Below are 23303 nucleotides of genomic sequence, written 5' to 3'. Positions count from 1 at the left end.
ATGTCCGTCGCGCTGCGTCGTCGACGCCCCGTGATCGCGCTGACCGGCCTCGTGTCCGCGATGGCGCTGCTGCTGAGCAGCTGCTTCCTGGGCACGGCCGCCGGCCCGATCCGCCAGGGCGAGTTGGCCGGCCCCGTGGAGAACACCAAGTCCCTGGACGGTCTGGCCATCTCGGTCGGCTCCAAGAACTTCAGCGAGAACATCATCTTGGGCAAGATGGCCGTGACGCTGCTGGCCTCCGCGGGTGCCGACGTCACCGACCTGACCAACATCCCCGGCAGCGCGGCCGCGCGCCAGGCCCAGCTCGAGGGCCAGATCGACGCGATGTGGGAATACACCGGCACCGGCTGGATCACCTATCTCGGGCACGCCAAGCCGATCCCCGACGAGCAGAAGCAGTACGTCGCGGTCCGCGACGAGGACCTCGCGACGAACCAGCTCGTCTGGCTGCCGCCGGCACCGATGAACAACACCTACGGATTCGCGGTCACCCAGCAGGTCAAGAAGCGCCTGGGCATCACCAAGCTCTCCCAGCTCAAGGACGTCCCGGTCAAGGACCGCACGTTCTGTGTGGAGTCCGAGTTCACCAACCGCCCCGACGGCCTGCCCGGCATGCTGAAGACCTACGGCATCCCACTCGACAAGGGAGTCCCCGAGTCGAACCTGAAGACCTACCAGACCGGCGCGGTCTACAGCGCGACAGCGAAGGGGGAGTGCAACTTCGGCGAGGTCTTCACCACCGACGGTCGGATCGTGGCCCTCGACCTGACCGTGCTCGAGGACGACAAGGAGTACTTCCCCAAGTACAACGTCTCGTTGGTCGTCAACGAGGACGTCCTCGAGGACCACCCACAGATCAGGGACCTCTTCGCCCCGGTCACGAAGAAGCTGACCGACAAGGTGCTGCTGGAGCTGAACGCCCAGGTCGACGTCGAGGGCAAGGAGCCGGTCGACGTCGCCTACGACTGGCTCAAGGACGAGGGCTTCATCAAGTGATCCGGCGGTACGCCGGTCCGTCCGGGTCTCGGCCGTGGCTAGACTCGCGAACATGAGCAGTGATTGGCGGACGGAGACGGTCGAGAGGGTGCGGTCACTCATCGTGTCCGCGGAGCCGGGCATCGAGGAGGAGGCCAAGTGGCGCAAGGCGTCCAACCCCGACGGTGTCCCCACGTTCTCGTCGTCCGGGCTGATCTGCACGGTCGAGACCTACAAGGACAAGGTGAAGCTCACCTTCGCCATGGGCGCCTCCCTGGACGACCCCACCGGCCTGTTCAACGCCAGCCTCGACGCGGGCACCCGACGCGCGATCGACCTCCGCGAGGGTGACTCCCTCGAGGAGGACGCGTTCGTCGAGCTGGTCCGCGAAGCCGTGGCAGTCAACCGGTCCTGAAGGGCGGAGACGACATGCGTGCGAACGAGGATCCCGAAGACCACCTGAAGGTCTCCAAGCCCAAGGAGTACGCGGCCGGAGTGCCCGCGGTGGCGCACGCGATCGAGTACTCCCTCTCCCAGACCTCGGTGAAGCGCACCGCGCTCACCCTGATGAACCTCAACCAGACCGACGGCATCGACTGCCCCGGTTGTGCGTGGCCAGACCCCTCCGGACACCGGCACAGGAACGAGTACTGCGAGAACGGCGCCAAGCACGTCAACGACGAGGCGACCACGAAACGGGTGACCCGTGAGTTCTTCGCCCAGCACCCGGTCGAGGAGCTCGACGGCAAGTCGGACTACTGGCTCAACCAGCAGGGGCGCCTGACCGAGCCGATGGTGAAGCGGCCCGGCGCCACGCACTACGAGCCGATCGGCTGGGACGACGCGCTCGGTCTGATCGCCGACGAGCTGACCGGGCTGGCCTCACCCGACGAGGCGATGTTCTACACCTCCGGCCGGCTCAACAACGAGGCAGCGTTCCTGCTGCAGCTGTTCGCCCGCTCCTTCGGCACCAACAACCTGCCCGACTGCTCCAACATGTGCCACGAGTCCAGTGGGTCGGGGCTGGGGGAGAGTCTCGGCATCGGCAAGGGCAGCGTGTCGCTCGATGACATCCACGAGTCCGACCTGATCCTGGTGGCCGGGCAGAACCCCGGCACCAACCACCCCCGCATGCTCACCGCCCTCGAGGAGACCAAGCGCAACGGCGGCCAGGTGGTGGCGATCAACCCTCTGCCCGAGGCCGGCCTGAAGCGCTTCAAGAACCCGCAGAAGCCCCGGGGCGTGGTCGGTCGGGGGACGACGATCGCCGACCAGTTCCTGCTGATCCGACCCGGCGGAGACCTGGCGTTGTTCCAGATGCTCAACAAGCTGCTCCTCGAGGCCGAGGCAGCAGCGCCCGGCACCGTCCTCGACCACGACTTCATCGATCGCCACACGATCGGGTTCGACGAGTTCCGCGCAAACGTCGAGTCGATCACCTGGGACGACGTACGCACCGCCACCGGCCTGTCCCGCGACGAGGTCGAGGAGCTGCTCCGCCGCGTGCTGGAGAGCAAGTCGGTCATCGTGTGCTGGGCGATGGGGCTGACCCAGCAGAAGCACGGCGTGCCGACGATCCGCGAGATCGTGAACTTCCTGATGCTGCGCGGCAATCTCGGGCGACCCGGCGCCGGGGTGTGCCCGGTGCGCGGTCACAGCAACGTGCAGGGCGACCGCACGATGGGGATCTGGGAGCGTTCGCCCCAGTGGTTCCTCGACGCGGTCGGCAACGAGTTCGGCTTCACCCCGCCCAGCGAGCACGGCCTCGACTCGGTCAACGGCGTGCGGGCGATGCGGGACGGCAAGGCATCGGTCTTCGTCGGGGTGGCCGGCAACTTCGTGCGCGCCATGTCCGACAGTGACGTGACCGAGCGGGCGCTGCGCAACTGCTCCCTCACGGTGCAGATCTCCACCAAGCTGAACCGCTCGCACACGGTGGTCGGCGAGACCGCGCTGATCCTGCCGACGTTGGGCCGCAGCGACCGCGACGTCCAGGCCACGGGTGAGCAGTTCGTCACCGTCGAGGACTCGATGAGCGAGGTGCACCAGTCCCGAGGGAAGCTCGACCCGGCCTCGCCCGACCTGCTCAGCGAGGTCGCGATCCTGAGCCGGCTGGCTCGCCGGGTGCTGCCCGACAGTGCCATCGCGTGGGAGTCCTTCGAGGGTGACTACGACATCGTGCGCGACCACATCTCCCGCGTGGTTCCCGGCTTCGAGGACTTCAACGAGCGGGTACGCCGACCGGGCGGGTTCCGGTTGCCGAACCCGGTCAACGAGGGCGTCTTCCCGACGCCGAGCGGCAAGGCGGTCTTCGCTGCCACGCCGTTGGTGGCGCCCCGGCCGCCGGCCGGGCACCTGATCCTGCAGTCGTTGCGCTCGCACGACCAGTGGAACACCATCCCCTACTCCGGCAACGACCGTTATCGCGGCATCCACAACGCCCGCCACGTCGTGCTGGTCAACCCCGACGACCTCGCCGAGCGTGGACTCGCGGACGGTGACCTGGTCGACCTCGTCAGTGTCTGGACCGACGGAACCGAGCGCCGCGCCCACGGGTTCACCGTGGTGGCCTACCCGGCCGCCCGGGGCTCCGCCGCGTCCTACTACCCCGAGACGAACGTGCTGGTGCCTCTCGACAGCGTGGCCGACGTCAGCAACACCCCGACGTCGAAGGAAGTCATCGTGCGCCTCGAACCCGTGGGCTGAGAAATGGGCCGCGTCACTGCACGACACAAGGTGCTCCGCATCCGCGACGGAGTCGTCGACCGTCGCGTCGACACGCTCGCCGTGGAGGAGCCGATGGAGCTCCGGGTCAACGGCCGCACGTTGACGGTCACCATGCGCACGCCCGGTGACGACTTCGATCTCGCCATCGGGTTCCTGGTCAGCGAGGGCGTCGTCCGCTCCGGCTCCGACGTGGTGACCGTGCGCTACTGTGCCGGGGCCGCGGCCGAGGGCGTGAACACCTACAACGTGGTCGACGTCGAGCTGGCAGCCGGCGTCCCGGCTCCCGATCCGTCACTCGAGCGGGCCTTCCACACCACGTCGTCGTGCGGCCTGTGCGGCAAGGCCAGCCTCGACACCGTGCGTACGACGGCCGCCTGGTCGGTCGCCGACGATCCGCTCCGGGTCACCCCTGAGCGGCTTGCGCAGCTGCCGGACCTGCTGCGCCAGGCCCAGGGGGTCTTCGACCGCACGGGCGGTGTGCATGCCGCCGGTCTGTTCTCGGGAGCCGGTGAGCTGCTCTGCATGCGCGAGGACGTCGGCCGCCACAATGCGGTCGACAAGGTGATCGGCGACGCGGTGCGCGCCGACTCCCTCCCGTTGCGCGAGAACATCCTGATGGTCAGCAGCAGGGCGTCGTTCGAGCTGGTCCAGAAGGCCGTGATGGCCGGGGTTCCCGTGCTGGCCGCGGTCTCCGCGCCATCCTCGCTGGCCGTTGAGCTCGCCGAGGAGAGTGGGCTGACCCTGGTCGGCTTCCTGCGCGGCCAGTCGATGAACGTCTATGCCGGCGCCCAGCGCATCGAGGCCTGAGGGGGCACGCCGGCGGGCGGCTCAGCCCGCAGCGCGCTGGACCAGGTCGGTGAGTGCCTTCTCGATCTTCGTGTTCATGGCGGTGACCGCGAAGACCGTCGGCCACATGTCACCGTCGTCCAGCGTGGCGTGCTCGTTGAAGCCGACCTCGGAGTAGCGCATGTCGAACTTCGAGGCGTTCTTGAAGAACAGGATGATCTTGCCGTCGCGGTGCCAGGCGGGCATTCCGTACCAGGTCTTGGCCAGCAGGTCGGGAGCGTTGGCCGTGACGATCTCGTCGAGCCTCGTGGCGATCGTCTGCTCGTCGGGTCTCATCGCGGCGATCTTCTCGGCCAGGTCCGCCCGGTCGGCCTCGGCCTTCTTGGGGCTGGTGCTGCGCTTCTTGGCCGACTTCAGCTCGGCGGCGCGCTCCTTCATCGCGGCGCGCTCTTGCTCGGTGAATCCGTCGGACGACGTGTCGCTGCTCATCGTTGGTCCCTTCTCTGGGTTCGTGGTGCTTCGATCCTAGGAAGCCTTGTGCCGTGAGGCTTCTCGATTCCTGACCGGTTCGGGTGGTACGTCGACGCCGCGAGCGCAACGTTGGGGGCGATGCGCGTTGAGTGCACGATCCGTGTCGGATTCCGCCGAAATCTCGACACGGATCGTGCACTCAACGCGTCGGGCGCAGATCCAGTCGAGCGCAGACCGCGTCGGGCGCAGACCACGTCGGGAGCAGATCCAGTCGAGCGCACACCGGTGGGGTGATGATCCCGTTGATGAGGGACGTCGTCAGGTGAGGACGTCGTCGGGACTGACCGCGGCGATGCCGGTGGCCTCGCCCACGGGCCTGTTGGTGAGCTGCCCGGCGTGGGTGTTGAGGCCGAGGGTCAGGGAGTGGTCGTCGCGGCACGCCTGCTGCCAGCCCTTGTCGGCCAGGGCCACCGTGTAGGGCAGGGTGGCGTTGGTCAGCGCGTAGGTCGACGTGTGGGGCACGGCGCCGGGCATGTTGGCCACGCAGTAGAAGATCGAGTCGTGCACCCGGTAGGTCGGGTCGTCGTGCGTGGTGGCGTGGGTGTCCTCGAAGCAGCCGCCCTGGTCGACGGCGATGTCGACGAGCACCGAGCCGGGCCTCATCCGGGAGACCAGCTCGTTGGAGACGAGCTTGGGTGCAGCGGCACCGGGGATCAGCACGGCACCGATGACCAGGTCGGCCTCCATCACCTGGTGCTCGATGGCGAGCTTGGAGGAGGCCAGGCCGTGGACCCGGTTGTTGTAGCGCCAGAACGACATGCGGAGCTTGTCGAGGTCGGTGTCGAGGAGGGTGACGTCGGCGCCCATGCCGAGGGCGATGTTGGCGGCGTTCTGTCCCGAGACGCCGGCGCCGATGATGACGACCTTGGCGTTGGCGACACCGCCGACACCGCCCATGAGGACGCCGCGCCCGCCCTGGGCCTTGAGGAGGGAGTGGGCGCCGACCTGGGGTGCCAGGCACCCGGCGACCTCGGACATCGGGTAGAGCAGGGGCAGCCCACCGCTGGGCAGCTGGACGGTCTCGTAGGCGATGCCGGTGACCTTGCGGTCGAGCAGTTCGTCGGTCAGCGGCTTGTCGGCAGCCAGGTGGAGGTAGGTGAAGAGCAGCTGTCCCTCGCGCATGCGGTGGAACTCCTCCGCGACCGGCTCCTTGACCTTGAGGACGAGGTCGACACCACCGTCGGTGCCCCAGGCCTCCTCCGGGGTTGCCGCGATCGTCGCCCCGGCACCGACGTACTCCTCGTCGCTGATCGAGGAGCCGACCCCGGCACCCTGCTGGATGACCACCTCGTGCCCGTGCGCGGTCAGCTCGTGCACGCCGATCGGCGTGATCGCGACGCGGTACTCGTGGTTCTTGACCTCCCTGGGTACGCCGACCTTCATGGCTGCGCTCCTTCTCCCGGTGCGGTGGGTCTGATCACCACTGTGCCACCACTGGCCCCGGCTTGGCACGGGCTCGGTGAGCCGATGCGTCCAGGGCGTGCGCGCTCGGCGTACGGGCCGCAGTGCGGTGCTGTTGCGGGCTGACCCCGCGCACCCGCTTGAACGCGGCGCTCAACGCGAAACCGCTGCCGTAGCCGACCTGCCGGGCGATCCGGTCGATCGCGTCGTCGGTGGCCACCAGCAGGTCGGCCGTGAGGGCGAGCCGCCAGTGGGTCAGGTAGGTCATCGGTGGCTCGCCGACCAGCACGCCGAAGCGTCGGGCCAGCGCGGCCCGGGAGACTCCGACCTCGCGCGCCAACGACGCGATGGTCCAGGGGTGCTCGGGGTGGTGGTGCATCAGGCGCAGCGCCTCGCCGACGGTCGGGTCTGTGGGTGCCAGCCCCCGGGTCACCTGCTCCTCACCGGCCAGCCAGGAGCGCAGCACGGTCACCAGGACCAGGTCGAGCAGCCGGTCGAGCACGACCTCCTGACCGGGTTCCTCGCGCACCATCTCCGCGGCCAGCAGGTCGACCAGCGCCGAGTCGTCCTCGCCGCGGCGTCGTACGAGCAGGCCGGGCAGCGCGGAGAGCAGTGGTCGCCCGGCCTCGGTCTCCGCCTCCCAGGTGCCGACCAGCATCACCGCCGACCCGTCGTGACTGTTGCCCCAGGTGCGCACGCCGAGCGCCATCCGCTGGGTCAGCAGCTGCCCGTCGGGGTCGACGCAGACGTTGCCCTTCAGGATGGTCACCTTCGGCCCGGTGCCCGGGTCGTCCCCGACCGTGTAGACCGGGCCGCCACGGATCACGGCCACGTCGCCGGCCCGGAGCTCGAGCGGCTCGCCGAGCTCGCCGGTGATCCAGACCGATCCGCGGGCCACCGCGAAGAGAGTCAGCGCCGGGTCGTCCTCGATCCGCACCGCCCAGGGCGGCTCCATCACCATGCGCAACAGGAAGGCCTGGCGTGCGCGAGGTCCGGAGAGCAGATGTTCGAGACCGTCCATGAACGCCAGCATGCTGGACGATCACGCATGCAATCAAGACTTCAAGCCATGGAAAGTCTCACTGAGTCGAGGTGAAGTGGAGACATGACAACTCACCTGATCATCGGCGGCACCGGCAAGACCGGCCGTCGCGTCGCGTCCCTCCTGCACGACCGGGACTTCCCGGTCACCTCGCTGTCCCGGCCCAGCTTCGACTGGAACGACCCGGCGACCTGGTCCTCGGTCGAGCGGCCGGCCGACTCGGCCTACCTCACCTTCGCTCCCGACCTGACCTTTCCCGGTGCACCCGAAGCCGTCGCCGAGGTGGCCGACCGGATGGCACGTGCCGGCGTACGGCGCATCGTGCTGCTCTCCGGACGCGGCGAGGCCCAGGCCCAGCGTGCGGAGTGCCTGGTCGCCGAGGCCGCGCAGCGGTACGGCGCGAGTTGGGGCACCGTGCGCTGCGCCTTCTTCATGCAGAACTTCGACGAGAGCCTGTTCGCCGAGCCGCTGGGCGCCGGGCACCTGGCCTTCACCGCCGGCGATGTCCGCGAGCCGTTCGTCGACCTGGACGACGTCGCGGAGGTGGCCGTGGCGATGATGCTCGGCGAGGCGCCGGTCAACCGGGCCTACGAGCTGACCGGGCCACGACTGATGACGTTCGCCGACGCGACTGCCGACATCGCGGCCGCGGTCGGACGTCCGATCGCCTACGAACAGGTCACCACCGCGCACCTTGTCGCAGATCTGGTCGACGCCGGGCTGCCGGTGGACGAGGCGGGAGGACTGGCGGAGCTGTTCGGCGAGATCCTCGACGGGCACAATGCGCACGTCGTCGACGGCGTGCGAGAGGCGTTGGGTCGTCCGGCGCGCGACTTCGCCGACTACGCCGCGCGGGCCGTCGCCGCCGGTGCCTGGAACGGCGGGGAGGTGGCGTCATGACAGGGGTCCTGGGACAGTCGGCACTGGTGGTGGGCACCGTCGGCACCGGACTGATCGCGGGGATCTTCTTCGCCTTCTCGACCTCGGTGATGCCGGGCCTCGCACACACCGACGACCGCACCTTCGTCGAAGCCATGCAGCAGCTGAACCTCGCGATCCTCAACCCGGTCTTCCTCCTGCTGTTCATGGCGCCCCTGCCTGCGCTCGGGGTCGCGGTCGTCACCGGCCCTTCGCGGCCCTGGGTGATCGCCGCACTGGTGCTCTACGTCATCGCGTTCGGGATCACGACGGCCGGCAACATCCCGCTCAACGACGCGCTGACGGAGGTCGGGCTCGACGACGGTACGCCGGCCCTGCACCGGGCGCGTGAGGCGTTCGAGGACCCGTGGAACCGGCTGCACCTGATCCGCACGATCGGCGTGGTCGCCTCCTTCGGCTGCTGCATCGGCGCCGCCCTGCGCGCATGAGGGGGAGCTTCTTACGAGGCGCTTACGACCGGCCGCGCACTCTTCTCCGGCGGCGGTTGCGCTGGCAGCGTGGGTGTCATGACCGACCTCCGCGCCGATGTCGCCGTGATCGGTGGCACGGGCTTCTACGCCCTGTTCGACAACGCCCCGACCGCCACGGTCACCACGCCGTACGGCGATCCGTCGGCACCCATCACGATCGGCTCGGTGGAAGGGCGCAACGTGGCCTTCCTGCCCCGGCACGGCCTGCATCACGAGCACCCACCGCACCGCATCAACTACCGGGCCAACCTCTGGGCGCTGGCCTCGCTCGGCGTACGCCAGGTGCTGGCGCCGTGTGCGGTCGGTGGGCTCGGGGACAAGGTCCGCCCCGGTGACGTCGTCGTGCCCGACCAGCTGGTCGACCGCACGCAGGGCCGCGTCCAGACCTTCGTCGACACCGGCGCGGTGCACGTGCCGTTCGCGGATCCCTACTGCGCTGGGGTGACCAAGGCCCTGGCCGCCGGGTCGCCCGACGTGACGGTCGGTGGTGCCATGGTCGTGATCGAGGGCCCGAGGTTCTCCACGCGCGCGGAGTCGCGCAGCCATGCAGAGGCAGGGTGGTCCCTGGTGAACATGACCGGCCACCCCGAAGCCGTCCTGGCCCGCGAACTGCGGCTCTGCTACGCGCCTCTGGCACTGGTCACTGACATGGACGCCGGTGAGGAGGACGGCGCCGGGGTCGGTCAGGCCGAGGTCTTCGCGCTGTTCCGGTCGAACCTCGACCGTCTCGCCACCCTGCTGCGCACGGCGATCACCCAGCTGCCCGACCCGACCGGATGTGCGTGCGCTGCCTGGGCCGACGAGATCGAACTGACCTGTCCGCTGCCCGCCGGCGCACCGTCGTGAGGGTCCTGCTCACCGGATCGGCGGGGTTCATCGGCTCCGCCGTCAGGCGCCACCTGGAGGAGCGTGGCGACGAGGTCGTCGCGGTCGACGTGATGCTCGACCTGGCCCACGGCGCCACGACTCCACCCGCTGGCACGCACCGGCTCGACGTGCGCGACGCCGACGCGTGGGTCGACCTGCTCCGCGGCGTCGACGCGGTGTGCCACCAGGCCGCCGTCGTCGGAGCCGGCGTACGCGTCGCCGACCTGCCGGTCTACGCCTCGCACAACGACCTCGGCACGGCCGTGCTGTTGGCCGCCATGCACGAGGCGGGTGTACGCCGACTGGTGCTGGCCTCCTCGATGGTGGCCTATGGCGAGGGCGCCTACGAATGCCCCGAGCACGGGTCACAGGCGCCCGGACTCCGCAGCACCGAGGGCCTCGACGCAGGTCGGTTCGACCACGCCTGCCCGGTGTGCGGCCGGCCGTTGCGATGGAGCCTGGTGGACGAGGCGGCGCCCGTCGATCCTCGAAGCTCGTACGCCGCCAGCAAGGTGGCGCAGGAGCACTACGCCTCGGCCTGGGCACGCCACGCGGGTGCCCATGCAATCGCGCTTCGCTACCACAACGCCTATGGGCCGGGCATGCCGCGAGACACGCCGTATGCCGGAGTGGCGGCCATCTTCCGCTCGAGTCTGGAGCGCGGTGAGCCGCCCCGCGTCTTCGAGGACGGCGCCCAGATGCGCGACTTCGTGCACGTCGACGACGTCGCTCGCGCCAACGTGGCTGCCCTCGACGCGGTGGTCGCCGAGTCGCCTCCGTTCGCGGCGTACAACGTCTGCTCGGGGCGGCCGATCTCGATTGTCGACGTGGCCGACCGGCTCGCCGGCCCGGACGGACCGCAGCCCGTGGTGACGGGGGAGTACCGGCCCGGAGACGTCCGCCATGTCGTGGCCTCGCCCGAGAAGGCTGCCAAGGAACTGGGCTTCTCCGCGCGGGTCCACCCGGACGAGGGCATCCCCGCATTCGCCACCGCACCGCTGCGCGACTGAACGCGTACGCCGCCTGAGCGGTGCGCACAGACTCACCAGCCGAGGAACAACAGGTGTGCCACAAGCAGTGTCCAGCAGGCCTGTCCGATCAACGCCGGGCGACGCCACGCGCGGGGCAGGGCGTCGGCAGCCAGGGTCAGCCATGGCATGAACGGCAGCCAGATCCGCTCCACCTCGGCCTTGCTCATCAGCGACAGGTCGGCCACCAGCACGGCCACCAGTGCGCCGACGACCAGGGCCAGCGGAGCCCTCGGCAGGTCTCGGAGCCGGGAGAGACCGGCGCTCGCCCACGGGCCGACCGTGGCGACGAGCAGGGCGAGGTCGGCCCACAGCCAGTAGCTCGCGGGACGCAGCGAGGCAACGCCGTCCCAGTAGCGCTCGCGCAACACGGTGAAGCCCTCCGGCCACCAGTAGCCGAAGGGTGCCAGCGACAGGGGCACCGCCAGCGCGACCAGCGCCGTCGGCAGCAGCGGCCGCCACGAACGAGCCGCGACCAGGACGGCGAGCGCGAGGCAGCCGGCGAGCCCCAGCCCGTAGGAGAGCAGAACCAGGCCGCCCAGCAACAACCCTGCCGGGAGGCACCACCACAGTGACCGGGTCGCGGCGAGGGCGAGTGCGGCCAGCCCCCAGGCGGCCACCGTTGCCATCACGGCGTCCGCGCTGACGGCCAGCAGCAGCGCGGCCGGCGTGAGCACCAGGAAGGGGACGACCCGACGGCCGACCTCCTCGGCGTCGAGAGCACGGAGCGTGACCAGAACCGCGGGCACGATCGTCGCCGCCAGCACTGTGACCACCAGACCCGCGGCGAGGTCGCCGCCGAGTCCGGTCCGGGCGAGCGCCACGAAGAACAGCGTCATCCCCGGCGGGTGACCCGAGACGTGCACCGGCCAGTTGTCGGCCGCGTGGAGCGGCACCCGGTCGACGAACCCGTCGAGAAAGGCCGGTACGTCGTGCACCGAGCGCGCGGTTCCGAGGTATTCATTGGGCACGCCGAGCACACCGGAGACCCCGGCCGTCCCGTCGATCAGGGCAAGTGACACCAGCCATGCCAGCGAGGTGAGGAAGGCGGCAATCGCCAACCAGGCAAAGGAAAGCCGTCGCGCCAGGGTGCTGCCACAGGCCACGACCGTCGCCGCGACCAGCACGGAAGGCAGCGTTCCCGGCCCGACCCGTGGATCGAGCCAGCCCTGCCAGGGCGGGAAGCCGTGGGGGGCACTGAACCGTGAGTGCACCTCCCAGCCGGAGAGTCTCGGCACCAGCACAGCCGCTGCGACGAGCAGGAGCCCGGCCACCAGACCCAGCCCCGGCGAGCGCACGATCGACCACCCCACACCGGGTGAAGGGTGGTCTTTCGGGCGCGGCCCGTGGGGGCCCACCCGTGCAGCGGTTGGGGTCACGATCGTGAGTCTAGGTTTGCGAAACGCCCCCGCTCCGGGTCGAGCGGGTGACGTCATCACTTCGTAAGCAGCGCAGGCCGTTCGGCGCCCGATCTGCCGCCTAGCGTGAAGGACATGACCTTGAGACACACCGTCGACGTGGTGCTGCCGTGCCGTGACGAGGGGCCGGCGCTGACGATGCTCCTGCCCCAGATCCCCGACGGAATGCGGGTGATCGTGGTCGACAACGGCTCCACCGACGGCACCTCCGGCGTCGCCCGGGACCTTGGAGCCACGGTGGTCGCGGAGCCCGAGCCCGGCTACGGTGCCGCCGTCGCGGCCGGGCTCGCCGCTGCGACCGCCGACGTGGTCGCGTTCATGGACGGCGACGGCTCCTTCGACCCCGCAGACCTGCTGGACCTCGTGGCCGACGTGGTCGCCGGACGGGTCGACCTGGCCGCGGGACGACGCCGTCCAGCAGCGCGTGGTGTCTGGCCGTGGCACGCCCGGCTGGGCAACGCACTGATCGCCTGGTGGCTGCGTCGACGGATCGGGTTGCCGCTGCGCGACCTCGCCGCGATGCGCGTCGTACGCCGTGAAGCACTACTCGACCTCGGCATCCGGGATCGGCGGTTCGGCTACCCCGTCGAGCTCCTGCAGTCCGCGGTGCATGCCGACTGGCGGTTCTCCGAGCACGACGTCTCCTACGGGCCGCGCGTGGCCGGCACGCGTTCGAAGGTGTCGGGGTCTCTGGTGGGCACCGTGCGCACCGCCCGCGACTTCCGCCGGGTGCTCGCCGACGGCCCTCGCGTCCGTCGGACCGCGCTCGAACGGAGCCACCGATGAGGGCGCAGCCGCTGGTGCTGGCCAAGGCACCGCGGCCGGGCCTGGCGAAGACCCGGCTGGCGGCGACGGTGGGGGACGACGTGGCCGCGGAGCTCGCCGCCCTGTGTCTGCTCGACACGATCACGGCCTGCAACGCGGTCTCCGACCGGTGCCACCTGGCGCTGGCCGGGGACCTCACCGGGGCGATGCTGGAGCACGACCTTCGCCGGGCACTCGCGGGGTGGACCGTCTTCCCGCAGGTCGGCGACGGGCTCGGCCAGCGCATTGCTCACGCCCATGCCCAGGTCGCTGGTCCGGTGGTGCAGATCGGCATGGACACCCCGCAGCTCACCACCGATGACCTCGAGGCCGCCGATGCGGCACTGGAGCGCAGCCCGGCCGTGCTGGGGTACGCCGCCGACGGCGGGTGGTGGTTGCTCGGGTTGCAGGATCCGTCGCGGGCCGTCGTCCTCGCCGAGGTCCCGATGTCGCAACCGGAGACCGGCGCGCGGACCGCCGAGGCCCTGCGAGGTGCCGGCCTCGAGCTCGCGGTCGTTCGCCGACTGCGTGACGTCGACACTGCGGGCGACGCCGAGATCGTGTCGGGTCTGGCTCCCTGCACGAGGTTCGGCCGCCGCTGGCACGAGCTCACCGCCGGGAGCCTGGTCAGATGAGCACCGATGTCTCGTTCACCTCGGCGTTCTCCGCCCTGCTGTCCGGACACCCCACCGTCGTGGTCGGGGTCGACAGCACACCGACGCCGATCCCGGTCGAGCGCTGGGCGGCACCGGCCGACGAGGACGACAGGCGCATCCTCACCCTGTGCCACGGGCCCACGCTCGACGTCGGATGCGGCCCCGGCCGGATGGCGATGGCGCTGGCGGAGACCGGCCGCATCGCGCTCGGCATCGACGTGGTGGCCGAGGCGGTCGCCCAGACCCGCCGTCGGGGTGCCTCCGCGCTCCAGCGCGACGTGTTCGCCGAGGTGCCGGCCGAAGGCAGATGGGGGACCGTGCTGCTCGCCGACGGGAACATCGGCATCGGCGGCGATCCGGTCGCACTGCTGGGTCGGGCCGCCGACCTGCTCGCTCCGGGGGGACGCGCAGTGGTCGAGGTGGCGGAGCCGGGGGTCGCGTCTCGCACCGTGTGGGCGGTGCTGGAGTCGCAGGGTGGGAAGCACCGGTCACGTCCGTTCCGTTGGGCAGTGCTCGGCGTGGACGGGCTGGCCGGTGCCGCAGCCTCCAGTGGGCTCGGGGTGAGGGCCGTGCACCAGATCGGCGGCCGCTGGGTCGCCGTCCTGGTCCGTGAGGAGAGTCGCACATGAGGGGCCCGGTCGAGACCGACTTCACCTCACGGCTGAGGTCGCCGGCGGTCGCCGCGCGCATCGGGGTCTGGCTCGGCACCTGCTTCGCCGTCGCGTTCGTGACCGGCCTGATCAGCCACTACGCCCAGCTGCCGCATCCGGTGGTGCCGTTGCCTGCCTCACCGTCGTGGGGCTACCGACTGACCCAGGGACTCCACGTCGCCGCCGGCACGGCCGCGATCCCGCTGCTGCTGGTCAAGCTGTGGTGCGTCTATCCGAAGCTGTTCGCCGCCCTGCCGCGGTCGCTGCGCACTGGTCTTGTCAGCGGTCTCGAACGGGGCTCGATCGGCGTGCTCGTCGCGGCCTCGATCTTCCAGCTCGCGGCCGGTCTCGCGAACACCGCGCAGTGGTACCCGTGGCAGTTTCCGTTCCGCAGCTCGCACCATGCCCTGGCCTGGATCGCGATCGGCGCCCTGCTCGTGCACATCGCCGTCAAGCTGCCGATCATCCGGGAAGCACTGGGCGCACCACTGGAGTCGACCGAGCTCGACCGCTCCGGTGCGTCGGTGCCGGGAGCTGTGAGTCGTCGTACGCTCCTGCGCACCACCTGGGTGAGCGCCGGCGCGGCCGTTCTGCTCACCGCCGGCGCGGCGGTGCCGTGGTTGCGCCGGGTCTCGCTCTTCGCGGTGCGCACCGGGGAGGGGGCCCAGGGCGTGCCGGTCAACCGTTCGGCGCGGGCCGCGGCGATCGATCCCGCCGCGACCGGCGAGGCCTACCGACTGACGGTGCGCCACGGAGGCCGCTTGCGCGAGCTCACTCTCGCCGACCTCAAGGCACTGCCACAGCGCACCGAGGACCTGCCGATCGCCTGCGTCGAGGGATGGAGCGCCGGCGCCACCTGGACCGGCGTACGGGTGCGGGACCTGCTCGACCTGGTGGACGTGCCCCCCGACTCGGAGGTGATCGTCCGGTCGCTGCAGCGTCGCGGCGGCTACGCGCAGTCCGTGCTCCCCGGGTCGTACGCCGACCACGACGACACCCTGTTGGCGCTCGAGCTGAACGGCGAGCCGCTGGACCCCGACCACGGCCGCCCGGCACGGCTGATCGCGCCGAACCGGCCCGGGGTGCTCCAGACGAAGTGGGTCAATGAGTTGGAGGTGCTGGGGTGATCGGCCGCGCCCTTCTCATCGCTGCAGGGCTGACGACGGCGGCCTGGGGTGCCTGGCTGCTCCAGGACGCGACACCGCGTGATCTCTGGTCGAACCTGTTGGTCTGGCTGGCCGGGGGAGTGCTGCTGCACGACGCGGTGCTGGCGCCCGTGGTGCTCGTGCTCGGCTGGTCGGCGGCACGCGTCGTGCCCTGGGCCAGGGGCCCTGTCGTCGTGGGCGCTGTGCTGCTCGGCGCGCTGACCCTGGTCGCGGTACCGGTGCTCGGCGGATGGGGCCGCCGTCCGGACAACCCGACCCTGCTCGACCGCGACTACACCGCCGGCTGGGGCGTGGTGGCCGGCGGCATCGTGGTCGGCGTGGTGGTGGCCGCTGCCGTCGTACGATCGCGGATGGTGGAGACCGGCGTTCCAGAGGGGGCACCGGAACGAGGAGGTGGCGATGGCGAACGTCCTGGTGGTCGATGACGACGTGACGGTGCGCGAGGTGGTGGTGAGCTACCTGCGGGCCAACAACCACGACGTGGTCGAGGCCGCCGACGGGGAGACCGCCGTCGAGGCCGCCGCGAGGCGCACCCCCGACCTGGTCGTCCTCGACCTCATGCTGCCCGGGATCGACGGGCTCGAGGTCGCCCGACGGCTCCGGCTGACCAGTGAGGTGCCGATCGTGATGCTGACTGCCCGCAGCAGCGAGACCGACCGCGTCGTCGGCCTCGAGCTCGGCGCCGACGACTACGTGAGCAAGCCGTTCAGCCCCCGCGAGCTGGCCCTGCGCGTGGAGTCGGTGCTGCGTCGCACCTCGGGTCGTACGCCGACCCTGCCCGACGTGCTCACCGACGGCGACCTGGTGATCAACCACCCGCGACGCCAGGTCACCAGAGCCGGGGCACCGTTGACGCTGACCAGCCGCGAATACGACCTGCTGCGGTTCCTGGTCGCGCACCCCGAGGTCACCTACTCCCGTGAGGAGCTCCTCGAGCTGGTCTGGGGGTGGAGCTTCGGGGACCGCTCCACGGTGACCGTCCACGTGCGCCGGGTCAGGGAGAAGGTCGAGGCCGACCCGACCCACCCGGTGCGGCTGTGCACGGTGTGGGGCGTCGGCTACCTGTGGTCCGCCGACGAAGGTGCGGCATGACCGGCGAGGCGTTCTGGACCATCGTGCTCGTCGCCTCGCTGTCCGCGGGTGTGGTGGGCATGCTCGGCTTCGCCGGCAGCTGGCTGGTCAGGCAACGGTCGCTGGTCTGGCAGCTGGCGATCCTGGCCCTGGTGGCGGTGCTGGCGCCCTTGGTCGGTCTGATCGCGATCACCCGGATGATGTTCTTCTCCGGCCACGACCTGGCCGTGGCGACGTACGTCGGAACCGTCGCGGCCGTCGTGACCCTCGGTGTCGCACTGGGTCTCGGCCTGGCCATCGGGCAGTGGTCAGGCGCCGTGCGGAGCAATGTCCGACGCCTCGGCACCGATGGCGACCTCGCCCCGCCCAGTGGAGCGAAGGAGTTCCGCGACCTGAGCGCGGCCCTCCACGAGACCCGTCGGGAGCTGGCCGGCTCCCGTGAACGCGAGCAGCTGCTCGACCAGTCGCGGCGTGACCTGGTGTCGTGGGTCTCGCACGACCTGCGCACCCCACTGGCCGGGCTGCGGGCGATGTCGGAGGCGCTCGAGGACGGTCTGGCCGCGGATCCCCAGCGCTACCTGACCCAGATCCGGCAGGACGTCGACCGGATGGCGACGATGGTCGACGACCTCTTCGAGCTGTCCCGGATCCACGCGGGTGTGTTGGTGCCGCAGCGCGAGACCGTGCTGCTGCACGACCTGGTCAGCGAGGCGATCGCCAGCCTCGACCCGGTCGCGCGCACCCGCGACGTCCACGTCGGCGGCGCGGTGCAGGACGGCGTCTGTGTGTCAGCCGACCCGGCCGCCCTGTCGCGCGCGCTGTCGAACCTGATCATGAACGCAATCCGGCACACCCCGCCTTCCGGCGAGGTGCAGGTGCGTGCCGAGCAGGTCGAGGACGGCGTCGTGCTCAGCGTGGCCGACCAGTGCGGCGGCATCACCGAGCAGGACATGCGGCAGGTCTTCGAGGTGGGCTGGCAGGGGTCGGCGGCGCGTACGCCGAACCGCGACCTCGGCGGCCGCGCGGGGCTCGGGCTGGCCATCGTGCGCGGCATCGTCGAGGCGCACGACGGCGTGGTCGGCGTAGAGAACCTCGAGTCCGCCGACGGCTGTCGGTTCCTGATCAGGCTGCCCTCGTCGCCGGAGGTGGCCGCGGTCTGACGGCGGGCCGCCACCGAAACCCTCTTGTTGAACACTGATGTTCGAGTTAATATCTTGAACATCAGTGTTCGCCTTGCTTGAAAGGGTTTCGGCCATGGCACACGAACCACGCACGGCAGTGGCGGACGGCCGGGTGGCCGACCCCCGCCGCTGGACCATCCTGGGCTTCCTGGGAGTCGCCCAGTTCATGCTGATCATCGACGTCACGGTGGTCGCGATCGCGTTGCCCCACATGGGCGCCGACCTCGGTCTCGACCGTGAGGCGACCACCTGGGTGGTCAGCGCCTACACCCTCGCCTTCGGGGGACTCATGCTCCTGGGCGGACGCATCGCCGATCTGATCGGATCGCGCACCGTCGTGCTCGCAGGCCTGGCCGTGTTCACCATGGCCTCGTTGGTCTCCGGTCTGGCCGAGAGCTCAACGGTGCTGCTGGGCGGCCGCGTCGCGCAAGGCATCGGCGCCGCGCTGCTGTCGCCGGCCGCCCTGTCGGCCGTGGTCCAGCTCTTCGACGGTGAGGAGCGCAACAAGGCGCTCGGCATCTGGTCGGGCCTGGGCGGCGCCGGTGCCGCGGTCGGCGTACTGCTGGGCGGCGTGCTGACCGCCGGTCCCGGATGGCCGTGGGTCTTCCTCGTGAACGTCCCGATCGGCGCCGCCGTGGCGGTTGCGCTGGTGCGCCTGCTGCCTGCGGCTCCGGCCGGTGGGGAATCGGGACTGCGGCGGGGGAGTCTGGACGTCATCGGCGCCGGGCTGGTCACCGCCGCCACCGGGGCCGGCATCTACGCGTTGATCGGTGCCGGCGACCGAGGGTGGGCCGACCGCACCACCCTGCTGCTCCTGCTGGGTGCGGCGCTGTTGTACGTGCTGTTCGGGTTGCGCCAGCGTACGGCGGCCGTGCCCCTCATGGACCTCGCACTGCTGGTGCGTCGACCCGTGGCAGCCGGCACGTTCCTGGTGGTCAGCGCAACCTCCCTGATGGTTGCCGCATTCTTCCTCGGCACGTTCTACCTCCAGCACCACGCCGATCACGGCGCCCTGCTCACCGGGGTGCTCTTCCTGCCGATCGCCCTGGCCACGATGGCCGGAGCCACGGTCGCCGGCCAGCAGTTGGCGGCGATGGGTGCCCGGCTCCTCGCGGGGGTCGGTTTCGGCCTGGCCTCGCTCGGCTTCACCGTGGCTGCCGTGGGGCTCGGCACGATCGCTGTCGTCGTCGGCCTGACCATCGGCGCCGTCGGCCTCGGAGTCCTCTTCGTGGTGGCCGCGGCGACCGCACTCGGTCAGGTCGCGCCCCACGAGTCGGGCATCGCGTCCGGCATCGTGAGCACCTTCCACGAGTTCGGCGCCTCCCTGGGCGCCGCGGTGGTCTCCAGTGTCGCCGCGGTCAGCATCGCCGGCAGCAGCGCGGACGGGTTCGTCGACGGCTTCACCCTCGGGGCCGTCGTGGCCGTGGTCGCCGGTTCGGTCGCGCTGATCCTGGTCCCGGGGCGACCGGCGCAGTCAGAGGCCGCCGACGGCGGTGCCTGGTGATGCGGGTGCGGGAGGTTCGCAGGTTCGCCCGTCACTACGGCGAGATGGTGCTGGCCATGGTGCTGGGGATGATGGCACTGCACCCACTGTGGGCGCTCGCCGTGTCGGGCACCGACCCCCGCGGTGTGCTCCGCTCGGTGGAGGTCGACTCCCTGGCCATGGCCACCACGATGGCCGTGCCGATGGCGGCGTGGATGCGGTTCCGCGGCCACTCATGGCGCCCGGTCCTGGAGATGAGTGGCGCGATGTACGCCGGGTTCGTCGTACTCTTCCCGCTGGTGTGGGGCGGCCTCCTCGGCGAGGACGGACTGATGGTCGGCGGCCACGTGCTGATGTTCCTCCTCATGTTCCTGGCCATGCTCTGGCGCCGCGAGGAGTACGCCGGCCCGCACGCCGACCACCACCGGTCGACACGGCGCGCACCCTCCAGGGCAGTGGAACCCGCCGACCTAGGATGAAGGCGTGACCACGACGACTGGGCAGGCGACTGGTGCCACGGAGGGGCGGCCGCCCCGCGCGGACGCACGACGCAACATCGCCGCAATCCTCGATGCGGCGACGGAGTGCCTGGCCCGTGATCCCGACGCCACCATCAACCAGGTGGCCCAGGCGGCCGGCGTCGGGCGCGTCACGCTCTACGGCCACTTCGACTCCCGCGCGACACTGGTGGCGGCGGTCGCCGAGCGGGCGATGGCCGAGGCCGATTCCGTGCTCAAGGACATCGACCTCGGCGGCGATCCGGTCGCTGCTCTGCAGCGGCTGATCGGGGCCACCTGGGCGGTCACCCACCGCTACGGCGCCCTGGTGGTGGCCGCCGAACGTGCCTTGCCGAGTGAGCAGGTCGACCAGGCCCACGCCGACCTGAGGGCTCGGGCGGAGCGGCTGCTGAAGCGGGGCCAACGCTCGGGCGCGTTCCGCAAGGACCTCCCCGTCTCGTGGCTGGTCACCGTGCTCCATTCGGTCACGCACGCGGCGGTGACCGCCGTCCATGCCGGCGAGCTGGAGGCCGAGGACGGCCCGCGGATGATCTGCGCCGCGATGCTCGGCGTCACCACACCGACCGGGGGAGTCGTGCCGGAGCCATCCGGCTGATGCCACGACGCGAGCGGGGACCTGGCGCGGTCAGGAGGACCCGCCGGTCGGCCGGAACAGCCGCACCCTGAGCACCCGCTCGCGTTCGCGGGCCTCCTGCTGGTCCCGACGCCGGGCGGCCAGCAGCTGCGGCAGCGAGACCACGCCGACCACGACGCCGGGGTCGTCACGGTCGAGCACGGGCAGCGTGGTGATCCCGTCCACGGCCATCGTCTCGGCGACCGCGCGCAGGGTCTGGTCGCTGTGGGTGTGGATCGGTTCCCGGACCAGCAGGTCGGCGATCGTTCCTGACGGTGAGGCAGCCCGGCCGAGGAGCGTGCCGCGCGTGACCACGCCCGCGAAGGATCCGTCGCCGGTGACCGGGTAGAGCTGCTGTCGCCAGGCCGCGTGGTCATCGGTCGTGTCCTCGAGAGCGGTGAGCGCGTCCGCGATCGGCAGATCCGGGGTGAACTCGACGATCTCGCTGGTCATCACCTCACTGACGAACGTGATCTCCAGCGGGTCGACGTCGTACTCGCGGCTGAGGTGGTAGCCACGCCGGGCGATCTTCTCGGTCAGCACCGAACGCTTGAGGATCAGCGCCGAGACGCCGTACGCGGTGAACGAGCCGATCATCACCGGCAGGAGTGCGTCCCACTGGTGGGTCAGCTCGAGCGCGAACACCACCCCGGTCACGGGGGAGCGCATCACGCCGCCCAGCACACCGGCGAGGGCGACCAGCGCCCAGAAACCGGGACCGACGGCGGGGAAGACGTGTGCCTCGAGGGCGCCGAGGGCGCCGCCGATCATGAACATCGGCGCCAGCACGCCGCCCGAGGTGCCTGATCCCAGGGACAGTGACCAGATCAGGGTCTTGACCGCCAGGATGCCGATGATCAGGCCCAGGCCGATGTCGCCGCTGAGCTCGGCCTCGATCACGTCGTAGCCGACACCGAGGGCCTCGGGTACGACGAGTCCGCCGAGACCGATGATGACGCCGGCGATGGCCGGCCACCACATCCAGTGGATCGGCAGTCGGCCGAACGCGTCCTCCGAGGCATAGACCAGGACGGTGGCGACCAGCGCGAGCAGTGCCGCGATCAGACCGGACACCACGCACAGCGCGTAGTCGACGTCGTCGATGTGCAGGGCTCCGGTGACCGGGAAGACCGCACCCTCGCCGAGGAGGTGGTGGCGCAACACTGTGCCGACCGCCACGGCTCCGGCGACAGGGACGAGACTGCGCGGCCGGAACTCGAAGAGGAGGAGCTCGGCGGCGAGCAGCAGCGCGGCGAGCGGCGAGTTGAAGGTGGCCGCCATGCCTGCCGCGGAGCCCGCGACGAGGAGCGTCTTGCGTTCGTCGGCGGTGAGGTGGAGGAACTGGGCGAGCAGCGAGCCCAGGGCGCCGCCAGTCATGATGATCGGGCCCTCCGCGCCGAACGGCCCGCCGGTGCCGATGGCGATCGCCGACGACGTCGGCTTGAGTACGGCGACGCGTGGCTGCACCTTGCTGCCGCCGAGCAGGATCGCCTCGATCGCCTCGGGCATGCCGTGGCCCCGGATCTTCTCCGATCCGTAGCGGGCCATCACTCCGATGACGAGTCCACCGACGACGGGTGCGAGCAGCACCAGCCACCAGGGGTGGTCGCCGCCGCCCGGCGCGACCAGCTCGGTCGAGGTGCGTTGGTAGAAGACCGCGTTCGTGATCAGCCCGATGAGTTTCAGCAGACACCAGGCGGCCAGTGCTGCGACGGCGCCCACCGGGAGGGCGAGCAGGGCGATCACGACCATGCGAGGGGTGACGGTGAAGTCGCCGAGGTGGCGCACGTCCCGCACCGCGACGGTGGTGGAGGGATTGCTCATGGGGAGAAAAGTATCGGAACACGACACATTAGAGTGAAGGCGTGTCAACCGATGAGCAGTACCAGCGACTCCTTGTGTTCCGCACCACGCTGCGCCGCTTCGACCAGTGGAGCCGTCGAGCTGCCGAGGAGCATGGGCTGACTCACGCCCAGCACCAGATGCTGCTCGCGATCCGGGGGAGTGTGACCCCGGGAGGACCGACCATCGGCGAGGTCGCCGATGCCCTGGTGGTGCGTCACCACACGGCGAGCGAGTTGGCCGATCGCACGCAGCAGCTGGGCTGGGTCGAGCGCGCGCGCAGCACCGAGGACGGCCGCCGGGTCCAGCTCCGGCTCACTCCGTCCGGCACTCGGGTGCTCGAGGAGCTGACCGCCGTCCATGTCGAGGAGCTGCAGCGGCTCTCGGGCCTGCTCGACCCGCTGGTCAGCCAGCCCTGAGCACGCTCTCACGCGCGGGTGGGTCCACGGGGTTGAGGCCCGCCCGGACCCGACGCAGATACACGTTGATCAGGACGCTCGTGGCGGCCGCCCACACGCACCACAGGGAGATCACTCCGCCCTGGTTGAGCGCGGCCAGACCGACCACGACGACGAGGTTGAGCACGCCGAAGAGCTGGAGCAGTCGGGCACGGGCGAGCAGCGGCGGTCCGAGGCAGGCGACCGCATAGAGCGGCAGGACGTGGTCGGGGATGTATGCCCCGGCGAAGTAGGTGATCTGGTGCCCGTCGATGCGACGATCCGGAACCGCGAACCCGAGCAGGTTGCCGCAGACGACCACCGCGACCAGACCGGCCACCACGAAGGTCACGTCGGCCGCACGTGATCGACCGACCCCGAGACGAAGGAATGCCCAGGGGATCAGGAGTGGCACCACCAGCAGCGCGATGACCAGGTAGGAGTAGGTCGCCACGTTGCCGGTGCACTGCCCGACCTTGCCCTGCAGCTCCCACCAGACGAGGGTCTCGACCAGTTGGTGCACGCCGAAGACGACCGGCACGGCGGCCAGCGCGATCTGCCGGGGTGAGGTCACCTGGCGCAGGCAGTCGATGCCGATCCCGGTCACGGCCACGCCAGCCACTACGTCCATCCCGGGGGAGAAGCACACGCTGTGAACCTAGCAACGATTCGCGCCGCAATCTGCCGCGGCTCTCGCC

The 23303-nt window shown here is 70.5% G+C and carries 25 protein-coding genes; 19 read left to right on the top strand and 6 right to left on the bottom strand.

Translation table 11 applies throughout. From position 1 onward, the window contains the following. From NJ4_RS19230 to fdhD, 4 genes are read left to right on the top strand one after another with little or no spacing between them, the layout of a single operon-like run. Positions 1–996 carry a glycine betaine ABC transporter substrate-binding protein gene (locus NJ4_RS19230; RefSeq protein WP_067438951.1) on the top strand — a complete coding sequence of 332 codons (996 nt, stop codon included), beginning with the start codon at positions 1–3 and terminating at the stop codon, positions 994–996. Positions 997–1048: 52 nt separating this feature from the next. Next, positions 1049–1390: a DUF1801 domain-containing protein gene (locus NJ4_RS19225; protein WP_067438948.1), complete on the top strand. Its 342-nt coding sequence runs from the start codon at positions 1049–1051 to the stop codon at positions 1388–1390. 14 nt (positions 1391–1404) lie between these two features. After that, a complete protein-coding gene (locus tag NJ4_RS19220; RefSeq protein WP_067438945.1) occupies positions 1405–3681 on the top strand; it encodes an FdhF/YdeP family oxidoreductase in 2277 nt (758 codons plus the stop codon). A gap of 3 nt (positions 3682–3684) precedes the next feature. Then, the gene (gene fdhD / locus NJ4_RS19215) at positions 3685–4509 is read left to right on the top strand and encodes a formate dehydrogenase accessory sulfurtransferase FdhD (protein ID WP_067438942.1); all 825 of its coding nucleotides are present in this window, start codon (positions 3685–3687) and stop codon (positions 4507–4509) included. Positions 4510–4530: 21 nt separating this feature from the next. On the opposite strand, the gene NJ4_RS19210 is transcribed toward fdhD, so the two are convergent. The 3 genes from NJ4_RS19210 to NJ4_RS19200 form a co-directional block, all read right to left on the bottom strand. Continuing rightward, a complete protein-coding gene (locus tag NJ4_RS19210; RefSeq protein ID WP_067438939.1) occupies positions 4531–4977 on the bottom strand; it encodes a hypothetical protein in 447 nt (148 codons plus the stop codon). A 300-nt stretch (positions 4978–5277) separates the two neighbouring features. Beyond that, a complete protein-coding gene (ald, locus tag NJ4_RS19205) occupies positions 5278–6402 on the bottom strand; it encodes an alanine dehydrogenase (RefSeq protein WP_067438936.1) in 1125 nt (374 codons plus the stop codon). A gap of 34 nt (positions 6403–6436) precedes the next feature. Beyond that, a complete protein-coding gene (locus NJ4_RS19200) occupies positions 6437–7441 on the bottom strand; it encodes an AraC family transcriptional regulator (RefSeq protein WP_082748889.1) in 1005 nt (334 codons plus the stop codon). A gap of 84 nt (positions 7442–7525) precedes the next feature. Between NJ4_RS19200 and NJ4_RS19195 the strand changes: the two genes are divergently transcribed. The 4 genes from NJ4_RS19195 (at position 7526) to NJ4_RS19180 (ending at position 10748) form a co-directional block, all read left to right on the top strand. Next, positions 7526–8362: a Rossmann-fold NAD(P)-binding domain-containing protein gene (locus tag NJ4_RS19195; RefSeq protein WP_067438931.1), complete on the top strand. Its 837-nt coding sequence runs from the start codon at positions 7526–7528 to the stop codon at positions 8360–8362. Then, positions 8359–8829 (top strand): anthrone oxygenase family protein, encoded by a 471-nt coding sequence (locus tag NJ4_RS19190; RefSeq protein WP_067438929.1) that lies wholly within the window; start codon positions 8359–8361, stop codon positions 8827–8829. The genes NJ4_RS19195 and NJ4_RS19190 overlap by 4 nt, the downstream gene beginning before the upstream one ends. A gap of 78 nt (positions 8830–8907) precedes the next feature. Next, positions 8908–9717, top strand: coding sequence for an S-methyl-5'-thioadenosine phosphorylase (locus NJ4_RS19185; RefSeq protein ID WP_067438927.1), 810 nt, complete (start codon positions 8908–8910; stop codon positions 9715–9717). After that, a complete protein-coding gene (locus NJ4_RS19180) occupies positions 9714–10748 on the top strand; it encodes an NAD-dependent epimerase/dehydratase family protein (protein WP_067438925.1) in 1035 nt (344 codons plus the stop codon). Before NJ4_RS19185 ends, NJ4_RS19180 begins: the two co-directional genes overlap by 4 nt. A gap of 32 nt (positions 10749–10780) precedes the next feature. Here NJ4_RS19180 and NJ4_RS19175 read toward each other — a convergent pair whose 3' ends face one another. Continuing rightward, the gene (locus tag NJ4_RS19175) at positions 10781–12145 is read right to left on the bottom strand and encodes a hypothetical protein (RefSeq protein WP_245644629.1); all 1365 of its coding nucleotides are present in this window, start codon (positions 12143–12145) and stop codon (positions 10781–10783) included. A gap of 114 nt (positions 12146–12259) precedes the next feature. Here NJ4_RS19175 and NJ4_RS19170 point away from each other — a divergent pair, with 114 nt between their 5' ends. From NJ4_RS19170 to NJ4_RS19125, 10 genes are all read left to right on the top strand, one after another. Continuing rightward, positions 12260–12970, top strand: coding sequence for a glycosyltransferase family 2 protein (locus NJ4_RS19170; RefSeq protein WP_067438923.1), 711 nt, complete (start codon positions 12260–12262; stop codon positions 12968–12970). Next, positions 12967–13623 carry a TIGR04282 family arsenosugar biosynthesis glycosyltransferase gene (locus tag NJ4_RS19165; protein ID WP_067438920.1) on the top strand — a complete coding sequence of 219 codons (657 nt, stop codon included), beginning with the start codon at positions 12967–12969 and terminating at the stop codon, positions 13621–13623. The genes NJ4_RS19170 and NJ4_RS19165 overlap by 4 nt, the downstream gene beginning before the upstream one ends. Continuing rightward, positions 13620–14273, top strand: a complete 654-nt coding sequence (locus tag NJ4_RS19160) for a class I SAM-dependent methyltransferase (protein WP_082748882.1) — start codon at positions 13620–13622, stop codon at positions 14271–14273. The genes NJ4_RS19165 and NJ4_RS19160 overlap by 4 nt, the downstream gene beginning before the upstream one ends. Then, positions 14270–15421 carry a molybdopterin-dependent oxidoreductase gene (locus NJ4_RS19155; RefSeq protein ID WP_067438916.1) on the top strand — a complete coding sequence of 384 codons (1152 nt, stop codon included), beginning with the start codon at positions 14270–14272 and terminating at the stop codon, positions 15419–15421. Before NJ4_RS19160 ends, NJ4_RS19155 begins: the two co-directional genes overlap by 4 nt. Then, positions 15418–15885 carry a hypothetical protein gene (locus NJ4_RS19150; protein ID WP_067438913.1) on the top strand — a complete coding sequence of 156 codons (468 nt, stop codon included), beginning with the start codon at positions 15418–15420 and terminating at the stop codon, positions 15883–15885. Before NJ4_RS19155 ends, NJ4_RS19150 begins: the two co-directional genes overlap by 4 nt. Then, on the top strand, positions 15860–16552 hold the full coding sequence (locus NJ4_RS19145; RefSeq protein WP_067438969.1) for a response regulator transcription factor: 693 nt from the start codon (positions 15860–15862) through the stop codon (positions 16550–16552). The genes NJ4_RS19150 and NJ4_RS19145 overlap by 26 nt, the downstream gene beginning before the upstream one ends. After that, positions 16549–17691 (top strand): sensor histidine kinase, encoded by a 1143-nt coding sequence (locus tag NJ4_RS19140; RefSeq protein WP_067438911.1) that lies wholly within the window; start codon positions 16549–16551, stop codon positions 17689–17691. The genes NJ4_RS19145 and NJ4_RS19140 overlap by 4 nt, the downstream gene beginning before the upstream one ends. Before the next feature lie 94 nt (positions 17692–17785). After that, on the top strand, positions 17786–19216 hold the full coding sequence (locus tag NJ4_RS19135) for an MFS transporter (RefSeq protein ID WP_067438908.1): 1431 nt from the start codon (positions 17786–17788) through the stop codon (positions 19214–19216). A gap of 5 nt (positions 19217–19221) precedes the next feature. After that, positions 19222–19674, top strand: a complete 453-nt coding sequence (locus NJ4_RS19130) for a hypothetical protein (RefSeq protein WP_067438905.1) — start codon at positions 19222–19224, stop codon at positions 19672–19674. Positions 19675–19678: 4 nt separating this feature from the next. Further along, a complete protein-coding gene (locus NJ4_RS19125; RefSeq protein ID WP_067438902.1) occupies positions 19679–20308 on the top strand; it encodes a TetR/AcrR family transcriptional regulator in 630 nt (209 codons plus the stop codon). A 30-nt stretch (positions 20309–20338) separates the two neighbouring features. On the opposite strand, the gene NJ4_RS19120 is transcribed toward NJ4_RS19125, so the two are convergent. Continuing rightward, positions 20339–22150 carry a chloride channel protein gene (locus NJ4_RS19120; protein ID WP_067438899.1) on the bottom strand — a complete coding sequence of 604 codons (1812 nt, stop codon included), beginning with the start codon at positions 22148–22150 and terminating at the stop codon, positions 20339–20341. Positions 22151–22191: 41 nt separating this feature from the next. Between NJ4_RS19120 and NJ4_RS19115 the strand changes: the two genes are divergently transcribed. Next, positions 22192–22587 carry a MarR family winged helix-turn-helix transcriptional regulator gene (locus NJ4_RS19115; RefSeq protein ID WP_067438896.1) on the top strand — a complete coding sequence of 132 codons (396 nt, stop codon included), beginning with the start codon at positions 22192–22194 and terminating at the stop codon, positions 22585–22587. Here the strand turns inward: NJ4_RS19115 and NJ4_RS19110 are convergent. Continuing rightward, positions 22574–23254: a DUF6629 family protein gene (locus tag NJ4_RS19110; RefSeq protein WP_157551228.1), complete on the bottom strand. Its 681-nt coding sequence runs from the start codon at positions 23252–23254 to the stop codon at positions 22574–22576. The two genes, NJ4_RS19115 and NJ4_RS19110, sit on opposite strands and share 14 nt — an antisense overlap. Positions 23255–23303: the final 49 nt, after the last annotated feature.

It is taken from the genome of Nocardioides jensenii JCM 1364 = NBRC 14755 (assembly GCF_001552535.1).
GTDB classification, from domain to species: domain Bacteria; phylum Actinomycetota; class Actinomycetes; order Propionibacteriales; family Nocardioidaceae; genus Nocardioides; species Nocardioides jensenii.
The sequence above is the reverse complement of the archived record's forward strand: the minus strand, read 5'-3'. Positions and strand labels throughout refer to the sequence as shown.

What these genes read in the sequence shown, in the direction of transcription:
- NJ4_RS19230 (WP_067438951.1), top strand. Translation starts at nt 1, where the DNA reads ATGTCCGTCGCGCTGCGTCGTCGACGCCCCGTGATCGCGCTGACCGGC.
- NJ4_RS19225 (WP_067438948.1), top strand. Translation starts at nt 1,049, where the DNA reads ATGAGCAGTGATTGGCGGACGGAGACGGTCGAGAGGGTGCGGTCACTC.
- NJ4_RS19220 (WP_067438945.1), top strand. Translation starts at nt 1,405, where the DNA reads ATGCGTGCGAACGAGGATCCCGAAGACCACCTGAAGGTCTCCAAGCCC.
- fdhD (WP_067438942.1), top strand. Translation starts at nt 3,685, where the DNA reads ATGGGCCGCGTCACTGCACGACACAAGGTGCTCCGCATCCGCGACGGA.
- NJ4_RS19210 (WP_067438939.1), bottom strand. Translation starts at nt 4,977, where the DNA reads ATGAGCAGCGACACGTCGTCCGACGGATTCACCGAGCAAGAGCGCGCC.
- ald (WP_067438936.1), bottom strand. Translation starts at nt 6,402, where the DNA reads ATGAAGGTCGGCGTACCCAGGGAGGTCAAGAACCACGAGTACCGCGTC.
- NJ4_RS19200 (WP_082748889.1), bottom strand. Translation starts at nt 7,441, where the DNA reads ATGGACGGTCTCGAACATCTGCTCTCCGGACCTCGCGCACGCCAGGCC.
- NJ4_RS19195 (WP_067438931.1), top strand. Translation starts at nt 7,526, where the DNA reads ATGACAACTCACCTGATCATCGGCGGCACCGGCAAGACCGGCCGTCGC.
- NJ4_RS19190 (WP_067438929.1), top strand. Translation starts at nt 8,359, where the DNA reads ATGACAGGGGTCCTGGGACAGTCGGCACTGGTGGTGGGCACCGTCGGC.
- NJ4_RS19185 (WP_067438927.1), top strand. Translation starts at nt 8,908, where the DNA reads ATGACCGACCTCCGCGCCGATGTCGCCGTGATCGGTGGCACGGGCTTC.
- NJ4_RS19170 (WP_067438923.1), top strand. Translation starts at nt 12,260, where the DNA reads ATGACCTTGAGACACACCGTCGACGTGGTGCTGCCGTGCCGTGACGAG.
- NJ4_RS19165 (WP_067438920.1), top strand. Translation starts at nt 12,967, where the DNA reads ATGAGGGCGCAGCCGCTGGTGCTGGCCAAGGCACCGCGGCCGGGCCTG.
- NJ4_RS19160 (WP_082748882.1), top strand. Translation starts at nt 13,620, where the DNA reads ATGAGCACCGATGTCTCGTTCACCTCGGCGTTCTCCGCCCTGCTGTCC.
- NJ4_RS19155 (WP_067438916.1), top strand. Translation starts at nt 14,270, where the DNA reads ATGAGGGGCCCGGTCGAGACCGACTTCACCTCACGGCTGAGGTCGCCG.
- NJ4_RS19145 (WP_067438969.1), top strand. Translation starts at nt 15,860, where the DNA reads ATGGCGAACGTCCTGGTGGTCGATGACGACGTGACGGTGCGCGAGGTG.
- NJ4_RS19140 (WP_067438911.1), top strand. Translation starts at nt 16,549, where the DNA reads ATGACCGGCGAGGCGTTCTGGACCATCGTGCTCGTCGCCTCGCTGTCC.
- NJ4_RS19135 (WP_067438908.1), top strand. Translation starts at nt 17,786, where the DNA reads ATGGCACACGAACCACGCACGGCAGTGGCGGACGGCCGGGTGGCCGAC.
- NJ4_RS19120 (WP_067438899.1), bottom strand. Translation starts at nt 22,150, where the DNA reads ATGAGCAATCCCTCCACCACCGTCGCGGTGCGGGACGTGCGCCACCTC.